General features: G+C 28.9%; 19 protein-coding genes. 10 read left to right on the top strand and 9 right to left on the bottom strand.

What is annotated here, in order from left to right:
• Positions 1 to 47: 47 nt before the first annotated feature.
• Together ACMCMH_RS11315 and ACMCMH_RS11310 are read right to left on the bottom strand one after the other, a co-directional pair.
• Positions 48 to 665, bottom strand: a complete 618-nt coding sequence (locus tag ACMCMH_RS11315; RefSeq protein ID WP_412725648.1) for a class I SAM-dependent DNA methyltransferase — start codon at positions 663 to 665, stop codon at positions 48 to 50.
• A gap of 67 nt (positions 666 to 732) precedes the next feature.
• A complete protein-coding gene (locus ACMCMH_RS11310) occupies positions 733 to 1,851 on the bottom strand; it encodes a PLP-dependent aminotransferase family protein (protein ID WP_412725646.1) in 1,119 nt (372 codons plus the stop codon).
• Positions 1,852 to 1,997: 146 nt separating this feature from the next.
• Between ACMCMH_RS11310 and ACMCMH_RS11305 the strand changes: the two genes are divergently transcribed.
• Genes ACMCMH_RS11305 through ACMCMH_RS11295 form a run of 3 tightly spaced genes read left to right on the top strand, consistent with a single transcriptional unit; the run spans position 1,998 to position 4,837 of the window.
• Positions 1,998 to 2,879 carry an AraC family transcriptional regulator gene (locus ACMCMH_RS11305; RefSeq protein WP_412725644.1) on the top strand — a complete coding sequence of 294 codons (882 nt, stop codon included), beginning with the start codon at positions 1,998 to 2,000 and terminating at the stop codon, positions 2,877 to 2,879.
• Between the two features lie 54 nt (positions 2,880 to 2,933).
• Positions 2,934 to 4,109 carry an AAA family ATPase gene (locus ACMCMH_RS11300; protein ID WP_412725642.1) on the top strand — a complete coding sequence of 392 codons (1,176 nt, stop codon included), beginning with the start codon at positions 2,934 to 2,936 and terminating at the stop codon, positions 4,107 to 4,109.
• Positions 4,067 to 4,837, top strand: coding sequence for a hypothetical protein (locus tag ACMCMH_RS11295; protein ID WP_412725640.1), 771 nt, complete (start codon positions 4,067 to 4,069; stop codon positions 4,835 to 4,837). The genes ACMCMH_RS11300 and ACMCMH_RS11295 overlap by 43 nt, the downstream gene beginning before the upstream one ends.
• A gap of 68 nt (positions 4,838 to 4,905) precedes the next feature.
• On the opposite strand, the gene ACMCMH_RS11290 is transcribed toward ACMCMH_RS11295, so the two are convergent.
• Positions 4,906 to 5,874, bottom strand: a complete 969-nt coding sequence (locus ACMCMH_RS11290) for an aldolase catalytic domain-containing protein (protein ID WP_412725638.1) — start codon at positions 5,872 to 5,874, stop codon at positions 4,906 to 4,908.
• Positions 5,875 to 6,049: 175 nt separating this feature from the next.
• Between ACMCMH_RS11290 and ACMCMH_RS11285 the strand changes: the two genes are divergently transcribed.
• The 7 genes from ACMCMH_RS11285 (at position 6,050) to lgt (ending at position 15,938) form a co-directional block, all read left to right on the top strand.
• Positions 6,050 to 6,970: an AEC family transporter gene (locus ACMCMH_RS11285; protein WP_412725636.1), complete on the top strand. Its 921-nt coding sequence runs from the start codon at positions 6,050 to 6,052 to the stop codon at positions 6,968 to 6,970.
• Between the two features lie 21 nt (positions 6,971 to 6,991).
• Positions 6,992 to 9,094, top strand: coding sequence for a 5-histidylcysteine sulfoxide synthase (gene ovoA / locus ACMCMH_RS11280; RefSeq protein WP_412725634.1), 2,103 nt, complete (start codon positions 6,992 to 6,994; stop codon positions 9,092 to 9,094).
• Positions 9,079 to 10,272 carry a PatB family C-S lyase gene (locus ACMCMH_RS11275; RefSeq protein WP_412725632.1) on the top strand — a complete coding sequence of 398 codons (1,194 nt, stop codon included), beginning with the start codon at positions 9,079 to 9,081 and terminating at the stop codon, positions 10,270 to 10,272. Before ovoA ends, ACMCMH_RS11275 begins: the two co-directional genes overlap by 16 nt.
• An 85-nt stretch (positions 10,273 to 10,357) precedes the next feature.
• On the top strand, positions 10,358 to 11,698 hold the full coding sequence (gene nhaA, locus ACMCMH_RS11270; RefSeq protein ID WP_412725630.1) for a Na+/H+ antiporter NhaA: 1,341 nt from the start codon (positions 10,358 to 10,360) through the stop codon (positions 11,696 to 11,698).
• A gap of 145 nt (positions 11,699 to 11,843) precedes the next feature.
• The gene (locus ACMCMH_RS11265; RefSeq protein ID WP_412725628.1) at positions 11,844 to 13,796 is read left to right on the top strand and encodes an ABC-F family ATP-binding cassette domain-containing protein; all 1,953 of its coding nucleotides are present in this window, start codon (positions 11,844 to 11,846) and stop codon (positions 13,794 to 13,796) included.
• Complete coding sequence (locus tag ACMCMH_RS11260; RefSeq protein WP_412725626.1) at positions 13,796 to 15,091, top strand: (Fe-S)-binding protein; 1,296 nt, start codon at positions 13,796 to 13,798, stop codon at positions 15,089 to 15,091. Before ACMCMH_RS11265 ends, ACMCMH_RS11260 begins: the two co-directional genes overlap by 1 nt.
• Positions 15,092 to 15,113: 22 nt before the next feature.
• Positions 15,114 to 15,938, top strand: coding sequence for a prolipoprotein diacylglyceryl transferase (lgt, locus tag ACMCMH_RS11255; protein ID WP_412725624.1), 825 nt, complete (start codon positions 15,114 to 15,116; stop codon positions 15,936 to 15,938).
• A 1-nt stretch (position 15,939) separates the two neighbouring features.
• On the opposite strand, the gene ACMCMH_RS11250 is transcribed toward lgt, so the two are convergent.
• From ACMCMH_RS11250 to ACMCMH_RS11225, 6 genes are all read right to left on the bottom strand, one after another.
• A complete protein-coding gene (locus ACMCMH_RS11250; RefSeq protein WP_412725622.1) occupies positions 15,940 to 16,170 on the bottom strand; it encodes a hypothetical protein in 231 nt (76 codons plus the stop codon).
• Between the two features lie 51 nt (positions 16,171 to 16,221).
• On the bottom strand, positions 16,222 to 16,413 hold the full coding sequence (locus tag ACMCMH_RS11245) for a hypothetical protein (protein ID WP_412725620.1): 192 nt from the start codon (positions 16,411 to 16,413) through the stop codon (positions 16,222 to 16,224).
• A gap of 17 nt (positions 16,414 to 16,430) precedes the next feature.
• On the bottom strand, positions 16,431 to 17,102 hold the full coding sequence (locus ACMCMH_RS11240) for a response regulator transcription factor (RefSeq protein ID WP_412725618.1): 672 nt from the start codon (positions 17,100 to 17,102) through the stop codon (positions 16,431 to 16,433).
• A gap of 118 nt (positions 17,103 to 17,220) precedes the next feature.
• Positions 17,221 to 19,950 (bottom strand): DNA polymerase I, encoded by a 2,730-nt coding sequence (polA, locus tag ACMCMH_RS11235; protein WP_412725616.1) that lies wholly within the window; start codon positions 19,948 to 19,950, stop codon positions 17,221 to 17,223.
• A gap of 17 nt (positions 19,951 to 19,967) precedes the next feature.
• On the bottom strand, positions 19,968 to 21,380 hold the full coding sequence (locus tag ACMCMH_RS11230; RefSeq protein WP_412725614.1) for a type II secretion system protein GspD: 1,413 nt from the start codon (positions 21,378 to 21,380) through the stop codon (positions 19,968 to 19,970).
• Positions 21,377 to 21,820, bottom strand: a complete 444-nt coding sequence (locus ACMCMH_RS11225; protein ID WP_412725612.1) for a Sua5 YciO YrdC YwlC family protein — start codon at positions 21,818 to 21,820, stop codon at positions 21,377 to 21,379. Before ACMCMH_RS11225 ends, ACMCMH_RS11230 begins: the two co-directional genes overlap by 4 nt.
• Positions 21,821 to 21,824: the final 4 nt, after the last annotated feature.

Here is a 21,824-nt window from a genome sequence, read left to right as displayed (position 1 = left end):
ACTTATTCAATTTGATCCTTTTTTATAAATTATATGTTGAGTATTGATTATTTTTTACCTGTTAGTAAAAAGATTGGAAAATCTCCATGAGGTTTGCTAGCGATACTTATAGTTTCTATATTGAGTTCTTTAAATCCCACTTTTTTTGCTATTTCTAAAAACTCTTCTTTGTCAAAACCAAAGTGATAAACACCTGTGTCATCAGTATGAAAACTTCCATTTTCTGTTTCTAAATCAGCTAAACCAATTGTTCCATTTTCATTTAACATATTATAAAATTTGATAAATAAGTCTTCTATATCTTCTACATGATGAATTGTCATTGATGATATGATACCATCAAGGTTTTGAAATTTTTCACTGTGATTTTCTTTTGTAATATCGACCTCTATTACTTCTAGTTCACATGGAAAATCATTTTTTTTAGCACTTAAAACTTTGTTCATAGAGGTTGACATATCTAAAGCGGTTATATTTCCTACATAAGGAGCTATCTCTTGCGTAAGAAGTCCTGTTCCTGAACCAAAATCTAAGATATGCATATCTTTAGAATATACAAGTTTTTTCAAAATACCATCAGCAATATTTTGTACATTTGAAACTCTTTTTGCATTTTCTTCGTAGATATCTGCTTTATGTGCAAAATAATCTTTTTTTTCAGTCATATTTTCTCCTTTTATAATATAAATTTTTGAGAATAATAACTAAAAAGTAATATATATTTTATAAAAGCTATTTATTAATAGACGATACAATCACTGCTATTTTTGAAAGTCCTTGTATGATTTGCTCTTCATTTGTATGAGTAAAATTAAATCGTATCTCATCGTGCACTTTATTTTCACTATAAAATTCAACACCAGGTACAAATACAACATCATTTTTTAGACACACTTTTACAAGTTCTGCTGTATTTATGTTGGGTAATTTACCATAAATAAACATACCACCTTTTGGTTCTATATATTCAAATTTTGGTAAATATAAATCTAGATACTTTTTAAATAAAAGCATTTTTTGCTTATAGACAGCTCTTAAACTCTCTAAATGGGAATGAAAGTTATGAGTATCATTGAGATAATCATTTAAAATATATTGAGATAAACCATTTGTATGTAGATCCATAGCTTCTTTATACGAGATAAGAGGATTTAATAGCGTTTCATCTGCTCGTATCCAGCCTATTCTTAAGCTTGGTGCTAAAGTTTTTGAAAATGTTCCCAAATGAAAACTATTTTTTGGTAAATCTTTACTGATTATCTTACTTTTTGTTTCAAAATAGAGTTCACTATAGGGAGAGTCTTCTATTAAAATTCCATCGTGTTTTGTAATAATCTTTGCTATCTCATTTCGTTTTGTTTGACTATAAGACTTTCCTGTAGGGTTTTGAAAATCAGGAATAATATAACATAATTTTGTTTCTTTTATACTCTTCTCAAAAGCTTTTATATTGATACCATCATCTTCAAGCGTTATCTCTTTTTGATTGAGTTTGTTAAGATTAAAAACATTCATCGCACCCAAATAAGAAGGGGCTTCTATTGTGATATCTTTTTGAGAGTTATATCGAGCAATTATATCTAAAGCTTGTTGTGAACCAGAGGTTATCATAATATTTTCTTTTGTTGTAGGAAAACCTTCATCTGTATACATTTGTGCGATTTTTTCTTTTAAACTATCTATGCCAGTTGATTTTGTATATTGGAGTGTGTTTTTGTCTTCTAAAACTTTTATTGCTGATTGTTTTAGTTGTTCATTTGGAAATAAATTTTCATCAGGTAATCCTCCTGCAAAAGAGATAGTTTTGTTTGTGGTGTGTTCTAGTATCTCTCGTATAAATGATCGTTTCATCATCATCCCTTTTTATATTTGCAGTATAATAGCAATGTAAATTTTTTTTATCTGCACTATTTGTGCTAAGAGAGTTATCTATTTTTGCTATTTATACTTACTATTTGTGATATTTTGATATAATAGATTCTAATAAAAGGAGATATATGCATAAAAAAGAAACCAACCTTTCTCATAGTAAACTAGCAAATAATATGATGAACTATATAAATAAAAATATAGATACAGATATAAATATTGATGCAATTGCAGTTGAATATGGTTTAAGTAAGTTTCATTTTCATCGTATTTTTAAAGAACAAATAGGAAAGAATATCTATGAAACAATCAAATCAATCCGATTGCAAAAAGCATCTAATCTTTTAATAACAAACAAGTATTCAACAATCACAGAGATAGCTTCAATGTGTGGTTATAGTTCTCAAACTTCTTTTATTAGAGCTTTCAAAAATCGTTTTGAACAAACTCCAACACTATGGAGAAATGGTGGATATAAAGAGTATTCAAATAACATATTACACAACTCTATTTCTAGTGATGTTTCCCATACAAGTTTTTCTCATTTAGAAGCAAAAATCATAAAAACAAAACGAAAAAAACTCTATTATATTCGCCATCAAGGATATAACAAAGAGTTGTCAAAAGTGTGGCAAAAAATGATGGCTTGGGTATATACGAATAATATTGAAAACTACGAACAAATTGCTATATATCATGATAATCCAATTATCACTTTACAAGAAGATTGTCATTATATCGCTTGTGTCAAAGTGGATGATAAAACAAAACTTACAAATACAAATCTTCCCTATTTTGAGATAGAAGAACATCTATGTGCAGCTTTTGAAGTTGAAGGGATCTATGGAGATATTTTAAAATTTATACAATGGGTGTATCATTATTGGTTACCAAGCAGTGGTTTTGAAACTACGACTTTTCCATCTTTTAGTGTGTTTGAAAAAAATCATTTTTTAAATGATGATGGAATATTTAAAGTTATTTATTATGTACCTGTACGGTATGTGTAGAAATTTACATTGTGTTATGTTATAATTCAACAAAATTTAAATAAAGTAGAAAAAATGATAGAACGAATTCATATAGAAAACTTCAAATCTATTTATGATTTAGAAATAGATGTAGGTAGAGTAAATCTTATTATTGGCGAAAATGGAGCAGGTAAAAGTAACTTACTTGAAGCTTTAGTTTTTGTTTCTGCTAATGATTCCAATAAATTGGATAATGAATTTTTATTTTCTAGAGGTTTAAGAGAGGCCAAACCGGAGCTTATCAGAAGTGCTTTTGATAAAAATAATGAAAATATAAAAATCAATATATTACTAGATAATAATGAAAATTCTAGTTATGAATTTAAACATGACAACTCCCCATATTCAAGTTGGATGAGAACAGGTACCTACAAGAAAGAACTTCTAGTTAATTTTGGATTTGATAATAATGAATTTAACTTAATGAAAGATGATATGACATTAAAAGGAGATAGAAATTTAGAAATTTATTTATCTAATCTAGATAATGCAAAAAAATATCTCTCTAATATTAAAAATTCATTTCCGATTAATAATATAATTAACTTTTTAATCTATTCACCAGAAAATACAGCATTAAGAACATTTGAAAAAGAGGGACAAATTCAACCTCTAGGTATAAATGGAGAAGGATTGTTGAAACTTTTAAAAGTGGTAAATAATTATGAAGATAAGAGTTATATAAATACTATTATTAAATCATTACAACTTTTTGATTGGTTTGAAGATATAAGTATTCCAGATAGTCTTTCTTCTGGTGAAGATAAAGTAATCATAAAAGATAAGTATTTATATCAAGAGATAGATCAACGAAGTACAAATGAAGGTTTTTTATTTATATTATTCTATATAACACTTATAGTTGCAAAGGAAACTCCAAAAGCTTTTGCTATAGATAATGTAGATGCTTCATTAAATCCAAAACTTTGTACAAAACTTATGACTATTATCACGGAACTTGCCCATAAATATGATAAACAAATATTTTTAACTACACATAATCCTGCTATACTAGATGGAATAGATTTATTTGATGACGAACAAAGATTATTTGTAATTTCTCGTTCAAATAAAGGACATACAAAAGCTGATAGAATAGAACCACCTAAAGGTACAACAAAAGAGGATTGGGAAGAACAAAACTATGGTTTAAAACTTTCAGATATTTGGTTGTCAGGAGCAATTGGTGGCATGCCAAAAGACTTTTAAAGGAAAAGCTACTATTTTTACTTGTATGTGAAGGTCCTACTGATATTCTTACAATCAAAAGTATTGCAAAAAAAATATCTCAAAAAATTGATAAAGATATTGAAATAAGAGAATTATCGCCTCAAAGAGATGAAACTACAAATCGTTATCCTCATCATGGTTGGAAAGAAGTGAGAAAATGGTGTAAATTGTATGGAAAATCTTTAAATAATAGTACTAATCCATTGGAATCATTTGCAGCTAGAAGTAAAAATTGGAAATCTTTAGTCTCTGTTTCAAATGCAAATGCTTTGATAATTCAAATAGACACTGATATCGCAGAGTATATTGATGAAGTAGAACCAACATATAGTGGTTCTACAAAAAATGCAAGAAAAAGATTTCTTGACAAAGCTATATTACAATGGTTAGGTGAAGATACAATTCCTGAAAAAGCTTTTCTATTAAAATCTACTTATTCTACTGAAACATGGCTTTTAGCAACTTTTGATAAAAACAATGTAGTATTTGATGATTTAAATGAAGGATTTGATTTTGAGGAAATTGAAGATATTAATCCAAGGTTATTTACATTAGGATGTGCTAACTATACTGATCCAAATGGTCAACAAAAACTAAGTAAAAATAACTATGGTAACTATGCTGACAAGATAGCTTCAAATATTGATAAAGTTCGTAAAGAATGTGAAGAGGCAAATTTACTCTGTAATAAATTTGAAAATTCTTAATTTAGATATCTCCTAAAAAGCATAAAAAAGGCTAGTTAAAACTAACTAACCTTGCGAGTAAAACTCTATTACTCGCTCAAAAGACTTCTATAAATTTCTCGATACTCAGTATCGTTTTCATCTCTTGCTTTCATAGCTGTTCTTGGGTGTTCATTTAGTTGACCTGTTAACATATAAGGGATCGAGTATCCCCAGTCAAGTTCTTTTTCTAATGGCACTATAAATTCTTCGATAAATTTTAGTACTGGCATCATTTTATATTTTGGATTTTTTAGAAAACCTATTAAAAGTTCTAGTGGACAGTTTCCTGCACCTCTTCCAAGTCCCGAAATAGTTACATCTAAGTAACTAGCTCCATAAGTCATAGCTTCTATTGTATTTGCATAAGCAAGTTGTAGATTATTGTGAGCATGAATTCCCACTTGCTTTCCTTTTGCTTCTGCTACTTTTAAATACTTTTCTGTAAGTCTATTGATCTGTTCTGGATAAAATGAACCAAAACTATCCGCAATATAAATAACATCAACAGGTGTATTACTTAAAGCTTCTAGTACTTCATCTAACTCATCATCAAATGATTTTGAAATAGCCATGATATTTACAGTAGTTTCATACCCTTTTGCATGAGCTTCATTGATAAGTTCAATCGCAGCTGGAAGTTGGTGGATATATGTAGCAATTCTTACCATATCTACAACTGATTCACTTTTTGGAAGTAATTCAGATGCAACAGTTCTACCGATATCTGACATAACTGCAATTTTCATATTTGTATCATTGTCTCCAACAATACTTCTGATATCTTCCTCTTTACAGAAATTCCATTTTCCAAATTGTTCTGGGCTTTGTAATGTAGGTGAATTGTTTTTTCCTATCTCCATATAATCAACACCAGCTTGCACACATGTATCATAATGAGCTTTTACAAACTCATCTGTAAAATGAAAATCATTTACTAAACCACCATCTCTTATAGTACAGTCAAAAACTTTGATGTCTTCTCTAACTGTTAATATTGAACCTTTTTTCTCAATCATTTGTATATCTTCTTTTCTAATTTAATAATTTTGAATATGATATCTTAATGAAACTCAATTAATCTTTAATAAGAAGCTATATTTTAAAAATTATCTTTATTTAATACCATTATGCTATTATTTTTGATACTAAATTATAGGAGAATCAATGAATCATAGGTCTATATTTTAATTTATGCTAATCATAAATACTTTAGCTCCCATATTTCTTTTGATATTATTGGGGTATTCATTTAAACATTTAAAATTTCCAGATGAAAGTTTTTGGAAACATCTTGATAGATTTAACTACTTTGTACTATTCCCATCTCTTTTATTTTCTAAACTCTCTACAGCCAATATTCAAAATATCATAGATTTTGATTTTATTGTTGTTGCTTCTGTTTCATTAGTTCTTTTATCTATATTTTTAATACTCATTAATAAGATACTCAAATTTGAAAATAGCTCGTTTACTTCTATATATCAAGGTGCAGTTCGTTTTAATACTTATGTATTTTTAGCACTTACTTATGCTTTGTTAAGTGAAGAAAATTTTGTAATGGGTATGTTACTTATAACATTTATTATCCCTTTACTAAATATTTTTTGTATTACTGTATTTGCAAGTTATGTTCCAAAAAATAAAATTACAGTTAGCTCTTTTTTGCGTTCAATTGTTACAAATCCACTAATAGTAGCTTGTTTTTTCGGGGGAACATTTAATTTTTTAGGATTACATCTTCCATTATTTGTTGAAAATACTTTATCTATATTAAGTTCAGCGGCACTTCCCTTGGGACTTTTATCTGTAGGAGTGGGATTACATCTTTCTTCTATTGGTAGCACAAAAGTTGCATTGGTTTTATCATCATTTAGTAAATTGATACTATTACCTTTTATAATGTATTTGATTTGTTTATTATTTGATGTAGAAAACGATAAAATGATTTTATTAATACTATTTGCAAGTATGCCAACAGCATCATCGGCGTATGCATTAGCTAGAGAATTAGGTGGTGATTTAAAATTGATATCCTCAATTGTCTCAATACAAACAATTTTGTCTATTTTTACAATATCCATTTTTATGTGGATATTAAATATAGGTTCATAAAATAAAAAAGGAAAAATACAAATGAATTTTACAAATGGAAGTTTATATCCTGTTACTTTAAATGGAAACGATATAGCCAAAAAAAGAAAAGAGATTAAAAAATATTTTCATGATAGTTATGATACTTTTGAAAAGATATTTGAAGTGTTAAAAGATGATGATGTGTTTTATCAACAATCAGAGATCACTAGACATCCTATGATTTTTTATTTTGGTCATACTGCAACATTTTTTATAAATAAACTCATAAATATGAGAATTATCGAAGATAGAATCAATCCAGATTTCGAATCAATATTTGCTATTGGGGTAGATGAGATGACATGGGATGATACAGATTCCAAACGGTACACTTGGCCAGCTGTACAAGAGGTACGAGAATATAGAGATCATGTGCGTGTTATTGTTGATAATCTTATCGATACCTTACCTTTAACACTTCCTATTACAAAAGATTGTCCTATGTGGATTATTTTGATGGGAATTGAGCATGAAAGAATTCACATAGAAACCTCTTTGGTCTTACATAGACAGATGCCCTTAGAGTTGATAAAAGATGATGAATATTTTACCCCTTTAAATACAAAAAATACTGAACTTCGAAATGAGATGGTAACTATTCCAGCTACACATATAAAACTTGGAGTTGACGACTCTCACAATCTTTACTCTTGGGATAATGAATACGGACACTATGAAGATGAAATACAAGAATTTCAAGTGTCAAAATATATCGTATCAAATGCAGAGTTTATGGAGTTTGTAAAAGCAGATGGATATAAAAAAGAAAAATACTGGAGCGATGAGGGGAAAAAGTTTTTAGAAATTTCAAAAGCCCTTCACCCTACTTTTTGGGTAAAAGATGGAGAAAATTATAAGTATAGAACTTTAACAAAAGTTATTGATATGCCATTAAATTTTCCAGCAGATGTAAATGCTCTAGAAGCAGAAGCTTTCTGTAACTACAAAAGCCAAAAAGATGGTGTAACATATACACTTCCAAGTGAAGTAGAATATAAAGCAATATGTAAATATGTAAATTTAGAAAATTTATTAGATTTTCCTACAGAAAAAGCAAATCAAAACTTGATAAACTTTAGTGCATGTGATGTAGACACTCACTCTTTTAATGGTATCTATGATGTTGTAGGAAATGTATGGCAATGGAGTCGAACTCCAATATTTGGATTTGAAGGATTTGAACCGCATGTTGCGTATGATGATTTTTCTACACCTACTTTTGATGATAAACACGCAATTATTTTAGGCTCGTCATGGGCAAGTAGTGGAAACTTAATTATGAATGATTCTAGATATGGTTTTAGAAGACACTTCTTCCAAAATGCAGGTTTTCGATATGTAATAACAAATAACAAGGACAAAAAAGATATGGATATATATGAAAGTGATGCACTAGTATCACAATACTGTGAATTTCAATATGGAGATACACATTTTGGTGTAAAAAACTTCGCAATAGAGTGTGCTAAAATAGCTGCAAAATACACAAAAAACACAAACAAAGCACTAGACTTAGGTTGTGCCACAGGTCGTGCTACTTATGAATTAGCAAAAACATTTGACGAAGTAGAAGGGATAGATTTCTCAGTACGATTTGTGCAAGTAGGTACAAAACTAAAAGAAGATGGTGTAGTAACATTCCAAAGCCCAGATGAAGCAGAACTTTTTACGAATAAAAAAGTAACAATAGAAGAGTTAGGATATGAAAATCTAAAAGAAAAAGTTGCTTTTTGGCAAGGTGATGCTTGTAATTTAAAGCCAAACTTTAACTCATACGATATGATACTTGCTACAAACCTCATAGATAGACTGTATCAGCCAAGACTATTTTTAGATACTATTGATGAGAGACTAAATGATGATGGTATTTTGATACTTACTTCTCCATATACTTGGCAAGAAAGTTCAACTAAAAAAGAGTTTTGGTTAGGTGGATATAAAGATGATAATGGAAATGATGTAAAAACTATCGATACATTGCAAGAGATTTTAAAAGATAAATTTGAACTTATTCATACACAAGATTTAGATTTTGTTATCAAAGAAACAAAAAGAAAATATCAGCATACTGTATCTGAAGTGAGTGTATGGAAGAAGAGATAATGTACGACTTTACGAGATCAAGTCCGAGAGAAAACACAAATGCAGAAAAATATACTGCTAAAAAAAGGCTTTTTGGTACGGAGGATGTTTTACCCGTTTGGGTTGCGGATATGGATATCGATACGCCCTCTTTTGTGTTTGAAGATATTCAAAAAAGACTTATTCATCCTATCTTAGGATATGAAGAGGTTCCTAAAAGTGCATTTCAGGCACAAATAGATTGGATGAAAAATAACCACGATGTAGAGTTTGAACTTGATGATATGATATATTCTCATTCTGTTGTTGCTAGTATAAATGTAGCCATCGAAGCATATACAAATGAAGGAGATAACATCATCGTACAGACTCCAGTTTATCCTCCATTTTTTCAAAGCATTAAAAGACATAATCGAGAAGTATTAGAGAATAAATTAGTATTGGAAGAGAATAGTAAATATGGTTTTGATTTAGAAGATTTAAAATCAAAAATTAATGAACGAACAAAAATGATACTTTTATGCTCTCCTCATAACCCTGTAGGTCGTGTTTGGAAGAAAGAAGAGCTTACTGAACTTTTAGATATTTGTATAAAAAATAATATTATAGTTTTTGCAGATGAGATACATTCTGATCTCGTTTATGAAGGCAATACACATATCTCTTTTTCCTCATTAAGTCAAAAAGCAAAAGATATTTGTATCACAGCCATAGGAGTTGGAAAAACATTTAATCTTGCAGGAATTGCTATGAGTAGTGTAGCCATTTCAAATCCTAAATTAAAAGAAAAGTTTTTAGAAACTTATAAAAAACATCATTTTGCAGATGGTTCTGTTCTTTCCCATGTAGCATTTCAAAGTGCCTATACACATGGAAAAAAATGGCTCGAAGAGTTAAAAATACATCTTTATAAAAACTATGAGATGCTAAAAAAACTCTGTGAAAAATACCCCGCAAAAGTAAAACTCACTCCAATAGAAGCAACTTATTTAGCATGGATAGATTGTAGAGGAATGAACTTAAACGATAGAGAATTAAAAGACTTTTTTGTAAAAAAAGCAAAACTAGGACTCAATCCTGGATTAGGATTTGGGGAAAATGGTTTAGGTTTCATGAGGTTAAACTTTGCAGTATCGCTTGAGAAAATGGAAAAAATTATCAATAATCTTGAAATGGCACTAGATAAATTCGACCATTAAATATTTGTAAAATAAAATTTTTGATATTATATATTTATTATATGAAAACTATAAAATCAATTTTACAAAAAAAGGAGAAACATATATGAAACTATACGCACCTTGGGAGAAAGCTTTTAGAAGAGTGTCTACACCATTTGAACATTTTCTACATGCTCAAACTACTACAGGGTTGGTACTGATGTGTATGACAGTACTTGCTTTGTTACTTGCAAATTCACCTTTGTCTGAAATATATGAACATTTTTTTCATATGAAAATAGATTTTAATATTGGTTCATGGGAGTTATCTCACTCTTTGCATCATTGGATAAATGATGGACTTATGGCTATTTTCTTTTTTATTATTGGTCTTGAGATAAAAAGAGAAATTTTAGCAGGTGAACTATCAAATATCAAAGTTGCTATTTTACCAATATTAGCAGCAATAGGTGGAATGGTTTTCCCTGCACTGATTTATTTGTACTTAAATTATGGCACAGTTGGTGCTGGAGGTTGGGGAATACCTATGGCAACTGATATTGCATTTGCTATTAGTGCTTTGGTATTATTAGGAAAACGGGTTCCCCCTGCTCTTGTAACTTTTCTTGTTGCACTTGCTATTGTTGATGATTTAGGTGCTGTTTTAGTTATAGCAATATTTTATACAGATACTATTAATACAATGGCATTGGTATTGTCAGGAGTTATGTTTTTGATAATGATCTCTTTTAATAGGTTTGGAATTCATATGATTTTACCTTATTTTGTTGTTGGATTATTTATGTGGTTTTTTATGCTTGAATCAGGTGTTCATGCAACAATAGCAGGAGTAATTGCAGCATTAACAATCCCCTCAAAACCGAAAGAAACACCTGTAACTTTTGTTGATGATACAAAAGGGCTGATAGATGAATATGCGAAATATCCCGTTACTACAGATCATGTTATGCATGAAAAACAAAAAGCGATACTTTTAAATATCAAAGATAAAATCGATGCAGTTGGTACACCTGCTTCTAAATTAGAACATGATTTACATCTTCCTGTTGCTTTACTTGTTATCCCTTTTTTTGCACTTGCAAATGCTGGAATAAGTATAGATTTTAGTTCAATTGGTGATACAATTATGCAACCAGTTTCTTTAGGAATCATTGGTGGTTTGATTTTAGGTAAAGTGATCGGTATCTTTGGTGTTTCATGGTTAGCAATCAAATTAAAAATTGCACAACTTCCTGAGAATAGTTCTATGAGTCAAATATTTGGTGTTGCTTTTTTGGGTGGAATTGGATTTACCATGTCAATTTTTGTAGCTGATTTAGCTTTTAAAAATACCCCTGAATTAATATTTCAAGCTAAAATCGCTATTTTATCAGCTTCTTTATTTGCGGGATTATTTGGGTATTTTTGGTTGAAGATGGTTTCTAATCAAAAAAAAGATATATAAGGAACTAAATCTAACTGATCGTAACCTTACAAAACTATTAGTTCCTTTATATAAAAAATATTTCACAAGATTATATCTAGTAAATTTTAGATATAATCGCGTGTAAATAGAACAAATATTTTATATTAGGAAATAGCAAACATAGATGGCACTAATAGACTTACAGAAAATAAATAAACAATACGATATAAAAGTTATCTTAAAAGATATTAACTTTACACTTCAAGAGAAACAAAGAGTTGCTGTTATTGGTCAAAATGGTCAAGGTAAATCAACTTTTATGAAAATCATTACAAAAGATGTTGAACCAGATAGTGGTGAGATAGCTATTGATAAATCGATTAAAATAGAGATGCTCGATCAGCAACCAAAATTTAAATCAGGATTAACCGTAAGAGATGCAATTGAGGAGCAACTAGTAGAACTCAAGCATGCTCAAAGAGAGTACAATCGTATCTCTGAACTTTTAGCTACAGATTTTGAAAATGAAGAGTTACTCAAACAACAATCACACTATATGACATATTTAGACCATCATAATGCTTGGGATTTAGACAACAAAATTCAAAGAGTACTTCAAGAATTTGACTTAAAACATTACGAATATAAAGATGTCAATCTTTTAAGTGGTGGGGAGCAACGAAGAGTTGGTCTTGCTGGATTGATTTTGAAAAAACCAGATATTTTACTTTTAGATGAGCCTACAAATCACCTCGATGTTTATATGGTAGAGTTTTTAGAAACAATACTTTTAAAAGAAAACTTCACTTTACTTTTCATCTCTCATGATAGATACTTTTTAGATAATGTTGCTACAAATATTATAGAGATAGAAGATGGAACACTTACAAAATATAGAGGTGGATATAAAGATTATTTAGCCCAAAAAGAGCAAAATCTTCTTCATCTTCAAAAAGAACATGATAACCTAGTAAGTAAACTAAGAGATGAAGCTCACTGGATGCAACATGGAGTAACAGCACGAAGAAAAAGAAATGTACTAAGAAAAGACAACTATTTTGCACTAAAAGAAAAAGTAAAATCAAATCCTGCCAAAATAAATAAAATGAAACTTGATATTGAAAGAGAGCAAAAATCTTTCAATGATGGTGATACAAAAAATAAAAAGAAAATGCTTTTTGAGTTAGATAATGTATATTTAACTTTAGGAAACAAACCCCTTATCAAAGATTTTACTGCAAGAATTTTACAACGAGATACTATAGCAATCGTAGGTCCAAATGGAAGTGGGAAATCAACTATTTTAAAAGTATTCCTTGAGCGTCTAAAAATAGATAAAGGTAGTTTTAAAAAAGGTGAGTTTAAAGTAGGATACTTTGATCAGCATAGAGAGATGTTAGATGAAAACCAAACTATCATGCATCAGTTTTGTCCTGATGGTGGGGATAGAGTTGAACTCAATGATGGTAGAAATATGCATGTATATGGTTACTTAAAAAACTTTTTATTTCCAAAAGAGTATTTAGAAAAAAAAGTTGGAGTTTTAAGTGGTGGAGAGAAAAATAGAATCGCTTTAGCCCTACTTTTTACAAAAAAATTCGATGTTTTAATCATGGATGAACCTACAAATGATTTGGATATTCCAACGATTAATATACTTGAAAAATATCTTATGAATTTTCAAGGTGCTTTAATATTTGTAAGTCATGATAGATATTTTGTAGATAAGATTGCCAAAAAACTTTATATATTTAAAGGTGATGGATTATTAGAGGAAAGTTATCAAAAATATAGTGAATACCTTGAAGATGAAAAAGATGCTAAATATGTAGAAGAGATGGAAAACTCCAAAACAAATGAAGTGGTTAAAACAGTAGAATTAAAAGAAGTTCCTCAAAAAAAGGTTAAGGTAAAATTAACATTTAATGATAAAAGAGATTATGAAACTTTACCAAAAGAGATAGAGGCTTTAGAGTTAAAAATAGAAGAGTTAAACGAGTGTATTATGGATCCTAAATGTTACGAACAAAAAGGTTTATTAGCTGTAAGTGAAGAGTTAAATAGCACAAATAATATATATGAGACGAAGGTTGAAAGATTTTTAGAATTAGAAGAATTAGTGGAGAGTTTTAAATAATGAATAATAAGTTTAATTATACAGAAATAAGTGATGATTGTATAAAGTGTGGAAAATGTAAAACAAATTGTACAATTTTTAATGTAAATCAAGATGAAGCAACAAGTCCTAGAGGGTTTATCGATCTACTTGGTGCTTATAAAAGAGATGAGCTAGAGTTGGATGAAACAGCAAAAGAGATATTTGAAAGTTGTTTTTTATGTACTAACTGTGTAGAAGCCTGTCCAAATGACCTTCCAACAGATATGATAATCGAACAAGTCCGTTCAGATATAGCTAAAAAATATGGAATAGCTTGGTATAAACGAGCATTTTTTTATCTTTTACGACATAGAAAAGTGATGGATTTTATGGCTAAACTTGGATGGGTATTTCAAACTTGTGGTTTAAAAATCGAATCAAAAAACCAAGGTGCAAAATCAAGATTTCAATTTCCAATTGAACTTATAAAAGATAGAACACTTCCCTATGCAGATAGAAAATCATTTTTAAATTCATATCCTGAACAAATTAAAAATTCCAAAGTTGAAGTAGCTGAAGAGAAAAAACAAAAAGTAGCTATTTTTATTGGATGTATGGGTAATTATGCATATACAAATATTGGAAAAAGTTTATTAAAGATTTTAGAAAAATTGGAAATAGATGTAATGATTCCTAAAAAACAATTATGTTGTAGTGCTCCTGCTTATTTTACAGGTGATTTTGATACAGTTGATGATCTAGCTAAAAAAAACATAAAATATTTTGAAACATTTATCGATGAAGTTGATTCTATTATTATTCCAGAAGCTACTTGTAGTGCTATGATAAACATTGATTGGGCACACTACTTCCACGATCAACCCGAATGGAAAAAAAGAGCAGAAAAATTAGCTCCTAAAGTTCTGATGGCGACAAAGTGGTTAGAAGATAGTACTGAATTAGCAGATTTATTAAAATCACATGGTAAAAAGATGAATGATATAGTTACCTATCATGATCCTTGCCATGCTAAAAAAATGCAAGGTATTTCAAAAGAACCTCGAAAATTAATTGAACAAAATTATGAGATAGATGAGATGTCTGATTCAAATGAATGTTGTGGTTTTGGTGGTGTTACTATGCAAAGTGAAAAATATCATTTAGCAAAAGCAGTCGGTGTTAAAAAAGCTGCAATGATCAATAAAACAAAAGCTTCTGTTGTGAGTGCAGAATGTAGTGCTTGTAGAATGCAAATAACAGATAGTTTAGGAAGAACAGATACTCAAGTAGTTTTTAAAAATCCTATAGAACTTATTGCAGATGCTTTAGATTAAAAAGTAAGGAACAAAATACTTGATGGAAACTTGGAATAATATTTATAGTAATTTTGACCCTGTAGCATTTAATATATTTGGGGTTAGTGTACATTGGTACGGAATAATGTATGCAATGGCACTATTAAGTGCAATTTATATTGCAGATTGGATTATAAAAAAAGATAATTTAGCTATAGACAAAGATCTTTTTGGTAGTTATGTTTGGTGGGTTGAAATAGGTGTTATTTTGGGAGCTAGACTAGGATATGTTTTATTTTACGATCCACACACAAGCTACTATCTTGTGAATCCTTGGCAAATATTTAACCCTTTTGCAGCAGATGGTTCTTTTATCGGTATCTCAGGTATGAGTTATCATGGAGCTTTGGCTGGTTTTATTATTGCATCTTATTTATGGTGTAGAAAAAACAAGATGAGTTTTTGGTTTATGACAGATATTGCTGCTTTAGCTGTTCCTTTAGGCTATATTTTTGGTAGAATTGGGAATTTTGTAAATCAAGAACTTGTAGGTCGTGCAACAGATGTATCATGGGGTATTTATGTAAATGGAGTTTTACGACACCCTTCTGCTTTATATGAAGCTTTTTTAGAAGGTTTTGTAGTATTTGTTATTTTATATACTATTAGAACGAAAAAACAATTTGATGGTCAAATTGCTTTATTGTATGTGATTTTATATTCAATTATGAGAATCATAGCTGAAGTATTCCGACAACCCGATATTCAACTAGGCTTTTTAATGGGTACAAAATGGTTAACGATGGGAATGATTATTTCAGGAGTATTTGCAATTCTTTGCTCTATACTTTATATAAGTGTATATAAAAAGTATAAAGTAAATTAGATTAGGCGTTGGGGTCTTTGATATACCCCATTTTTATAGCCTCATCTTCGATTTTATTTTTCAATAAATCTAATCTCCATTTATGTCTAGCAGCAAAGTTAGCAATCTCTTTTTCTCTTTCTTCTTTACTACAAAAGACATAGATTCTTTTTAGAAATAGTTTCGGTATTTGAATCGCAATAAGTTGAAAGTAATTCTCTTTACAACTTCTTGAGCAAAATGCCTTACTCATGGCTATCTTTTTTTTACAAAAGGGGCAATGTGACATATTTAAATTCTCCTTTTATTTTTTTATTGGGACTAGTTTATAAAAACTAGCATTTGTAACATCTTGCATATACTTAGGGTCTGTTTCATGCAAAGCAATGATTTGAATCTCTTGTCCATATAGTAACCAACCATGTTCATTATCTTCTAGTACACCTAGAGAAAACATCTCTACTATTTCATCTTTTGATACTATTTGCTCTTCCATTATGTTGTCCATTCTTTTTATTGTATATCGTCTATTTGGTAACCTGATGATGAATTGTTTTTAATAATCTCATAATAAGTTTTATTTCTGATTTTATTAACAACATTTCTCATTGTAAAAATACTCATTTTCTTTTCTTTCCAAACTTTTTCTTTTATCTCATCATAGCTAATAATTCTATTGTGATTGTCTAAAAGTAATTTTAACAAATCAAACTCAAAGCGTGTAAAATTTATCGCTTCATTATCATTATAGAATCTTTCTCTATAATCATCATAATAGATACCGTGATTTAAAGAAACTTTATCAACTCTTTTTGATTGGTTAAGAGCCATTACAATTGAAAGTTTTAAATCATTGTAGCTAATAGGATTTGACAATATTGAATATGCACCATAATTAATACAGTCTACCATATCTTTTTCATCATCTCCTGTTAGGATAGCAATCTTCGGCAACATAGGTTTTATAAGCTTGAGCTCTTTTAATAACTCTAATGCGTTTGAAATACTATAATCTAACAATAAAATATCATACGGTTTTGTTTCGTTTTTAATCTCTTCCAAAGTAGTTAAAAATAATAGATTTTTTGCATCTTTAAATTTATTTTGAATATCTTGAATCGTTTTTTTATTATCTGTTATACATAAAATCGACATATTGCTAAATTTTCTTATTTTTTTTATCATAATACTTCGTATTTCCTATAGTTATATTTTGTTATTGTATCTAAAATAGTTATTTATGTCAAAGACATATACTAATAAATATATAGTACCGAAACAAATTATATAAAAACTTAAAAAATTATTTTAGGTCTGCCCAATTATTTCCAATTGATAAACTCACCTTTAATGGTACTTCTAGTTTGTAAATATTTTCCATTATATAAGTAAGTTTCTCTGTTATTTCGTCTAATTTTTCCTCTTTAACTTCAAATATCAATTCATCATGTATTTGTAATAACATTTTTAAATCGTTATTATTTTTATATTTCATATCTATTTTTATCATTGCTAGTTTGATTAAGTCTGAGGCACTTCCTTGAAACACTGTGTTTACAGATTCTCTTTCATAAGTTGCTTTCATCATCCCTGTTGCATTTTCAAAATCAAATCTTCTTTTTCGTCCAGATAATGTTTTTACATATCCATTTTCCATAGCATTTTCTTGAATTGATTTCATAAAATCTTTTACTGTACTAAAACTTTTAAAATAACTATCAATATACTCTTTTGCTTCCTTTGATGGGATTTCTAGTTGTTCTCCAAGTTTTCTACTTCCCATACCATATAAAAGTCCAAAATTGATAGACTTAGCTATATTTCTTTTATTTGGAGCTTCATCTTCTCCGAAAATTTTAATAGCTGTTTGTAAGTGAATATCTTTGTTTTCTCTAAAAGCTGCTACTAATTCTGGGTCTTTACTATAATGAGCAAGTAATCGTAACTCAATTTGGGAATAATCTATACCTACTAATTTATAACCAGGTGATGCTATGAAACCTTCTCTTATAGCTCGTCCTGATTCTGTTCGTACAGGAATATTCTGTAAGTTTGGATTTTTACTACTCAGTCTTCCTGTAGCAGTTCCTGTTTGTAAAAATGAGGTATATATTTTATTTTCATCATTTTGTTTTGCCAATTCTAAAAGAGGTTCTATATAAGTTGAATGCAATTTAAAAGCTTCTCTATATTCTAAAATTTTGGGTACAACTTCATGTTCATCTTTTATTTTTTGTAGAACTGATTCATTTGTACTATACCCTGTTTTTGTTTTTTTAGATGCTGTTAGTTGTAGTGTTTCAAATAAAACTTCTCCTAATTGTTTTGGAGAGTTAATATTGAACTCAACTCCTGCTAAAGTAAATATAGACTGTGTAAGTTCTAATAAGTTATTTTTACTTTTTTCTTTAAGGTTTTCAAAAAATGCTATATCTATTTTGATACCTCTATTTTCCATATTATTCAAAACATTTACAAAAGGAAACTCAACTTGAGTTGCAATTTTCATAAGATATTCTTCATCATTTACTTTAAATGCTTCCAATATTTTAAAGTAAAGTTTAAAAGTAATAAATGCATCTTCTGCTGCATAAGCACAAGCATCTATAATATTTACATTTGAAAAATCTTCACCTTTTTTAACAACATCTTTAAAAGCTATAGTTTTATAACCATCGAGAAGTCGAATAGCTAATTTATCCATTCCTACAGGTTTATCACTATCTAAAAGCCACGCCATAATCATTGTATCTGCATAGAGTTTTATATCAATTCCAAAATTATTTTGAACCACTTCTAAATCATATTTAAAGTTTTGTAAAATAAGTTTATGGGTATTTAGTAACTCTATTGCTCTTTTAGCATCATTTAAAGATATTTGTTCTTCAACACCTAGATAGAAATGTGCTATTGGCACATAATACGCTTTTGAATTTTCCCAACAAAAAGAAAAGCCTACAATATTAGCTTTTTTAGCATCTATCCCTGTTGTTTCTGTATCAAAAGCAACTAGAGAATTTTTTGGAATAGTATTAAGTACTTCAAAAAGTTTTGAAGATTGATTTAAAAGGATATACTCACAATTTAAAACCTCTTTTTCTTTTACTTGAAATTGAGATTCATCATATCCTAAAGGGATAGTTGTTTTGTAATTTAAACCCTCTTTATGAACCTTATCGATAATTCTATTCATCCCAAATTCATGTAATGTATCTGCAATTTTTAAAATCGGATTTTCTTTTGGTAACTCCAAAGCCTCAATCGAACCTAAATGCTCTAAAGCATGAAAATCAGTAGCTAATGTTACTAATTGTTTACTTATATAAGCCATCTCTTTATTTTCATTTAAGAGCTTTTGCCATCGCGGTTTTTCAATATTATCTATATTTGCATAGATATTATCAAGGGTATCAAACTGTTGAATTAAAGCCATAGCAGTTTTCGCACCCACCCCTTTTACTCCAGGTACATTATCTGCACTATCCCCTAATAGTGACTGGTAGTCTGTAAATTGATGTGGATATACTCCATATTTAGTAAAACATTCTTCACTGCTTACGACTTTTTTCTTCATTGGGTCAAACATACATATATCATCATTTATAAGTTGATATAAATCTTTATCATGACTAACTATTCGTATTTTTAAACCGTTGGCTACACCATCATGTGCCAATGAAGCGATGATATCATCAGCCTCATACCCTATTTCTGATGCTGTCATAAATCCCATCTTTTCTATAAAGTCAATAGCAACTGGAAGTTGTGCTTTTAAATCTTCAGGAGCTTCAGGACGATGTGATTTATACTCTTCATAAATATCACTTCTAAAAGTTTTTCCTTTACTGTCAAGTGCAAAAACTAAATAGTCTGTTTTGAAATCTCGCCCTATTCCACTTATAAAATTCATAAAACCTGTAAGCATCCCTGTTGGAAATCCAGTAGCTGATTTGAGTGGTGGTAGTGCATAATAACTTCTAAATAAAAATCCAAAAGTATCTATAATTGTAAGTGTTTTTTTTTGTTCTTCCATAGTGTATATATCCCTTTTTATAGACCAAAAAACTCTTCAAGTCTTTGGTTATGTTGTTTTTGATTAAGTGTTGTACTTTTTTGATGAGTACCTGGTATGTTTGTATGTTCTTTTTGGTTTTCTAAACTTTTCATAAGTCTTTTCATATATTTAGCTTCTAGCATTTTTAATTTTGTAAGTTGTTGCATAATAAAAGTAAGGTCTTTTGATTTTGGTATGATGTACGGTGTGACTACAACTACTAAATTTATTTTGTCTTCGATGTCATAAGAGTTTTTAAAAAAAGCTCCAAAGTAAGGTATATCACCTAATAATGGTATTTTAGAATTTGTAGTTTCTACTTTATTTTTAACTAAACCACCCAAAATAATACTTTCACCATTGTTTACCATAACCGTAGTTATAACCTCTTTTTTATTTGTATTTGGATTTCCTGTTTTTGCATCTGTTTCTTTTATATCCTCTAAAACAGTATGGAGTTCTAGCGTTATTTTGTTGTTATTTGATATTCTTGGTTTGACTATAAGTTTTAGACCTATATCTTCTCTTTTAAAACTTGTTGTGGTTGTTGTACCTATTGTAGTTCCTGTAGGAATAGAGCGTGTTTCACCAACATAAATAGAACTCTCTTTATTATTTAAGCATAAGATAGATGGCTCACTTACTATATCTAAAGCCTTATTTTGTTTCAATAAATTAATAGTTGCACCAAGAGATAATCCACTTTGAATATTCTTTGGATTGTATCCATATACGCTGAGTTGTTCTAAGCTAAGTGCATTATTTATTTGATTGTTATTTAAAGAAGAAGCAAAAGTCATAATACCTGAACCAGTATTATCAAAACCATTTAAACCGTACTCGATACCAATATCTTGAATTTTTGATTCACTAATTTCGATTATTTTTGCTTGCACATAAACTTGTTGTTTTGAGGTATCAAGTTCTTTGATCAGATTTAAAAATGGAATTATTTTTCTCTCTAATCCTTTTAATATAATTGCATTAGTATCTTTAAATTGTGCAATTTTAATGTTGTTTTTATCTTTACTCTTCAGTTCTAAACTTTGAAGAATTTCTAAAATATCACTAGCTTTTGTATTTTTTAAATATATTATTTCTATATTATCAGATGGTGCTATTTTTATAATATTTAAAATATTATTTTTTTCTACTATTTCAAACCCTTTTGAATGTAAAATAGTTTTTAAAATATCAAGAATTTCATCTTTATATATAGGTTTACTTGAAACAAAATTTATTTTTTCTGGAAGTTTTGTTGATATTAAAATGTTTTTATTTATTGTTTGAGATGTTATTTTAATAACATTTTTTAATGACAATTGACTAAAATTGGCATTTATAATATCTTTTGCATTTGCAGTGTCCATCAAAATTAAAAAAAGAAAACTTTGAAATAATTTTTTCATCGAATTTTTATCTTTTTATTTTTACTTATCTTATAAATACTAGAAGCCTTCTTCTCTTGAAAATTTTCTTTTGTATAAACTACAATATCACTATTATTTAAGGCATATTCTAAATTAAAACTGTTTTTTGTTTTATTTGCAGATGTTGAATACATAAGATTAAATTTTTGTAAAAAATTTTGATGCTTTGAATTGTGATGGACAACTCTAAAAGCATTTTGGTTTGGATATATAAAAGTAGAGTTTTTTGCATTACGAATTGTTTTTTTATGTAAGTTTGGTACCCTTATAAACTGTTTGAGTGTTCTAAGGGTATCAACAACTTGTAGTGTTTTTTGTTTTGAGTCTCGTTGTTTAGCACGAGAAAGTTTTTTATCAGCTTGTGATAAAAAACCTACTGTAGTGTCCGTTTGAGTTAAATAAACTAAAGAGGGGTTCAACTGT

Origin of the sequence: Arcobacter sp. 15-2 (assembly GCF_047159865.1) — a bacterium.
GTDB lineage: Bacteria > Campylobacterota > Campylobacteria > Campylobacterales > Arcobacteraceae > JAIOSF01.
This window is presented reverse-complemented; position numbering and strand designations above follow the sequence as displayed.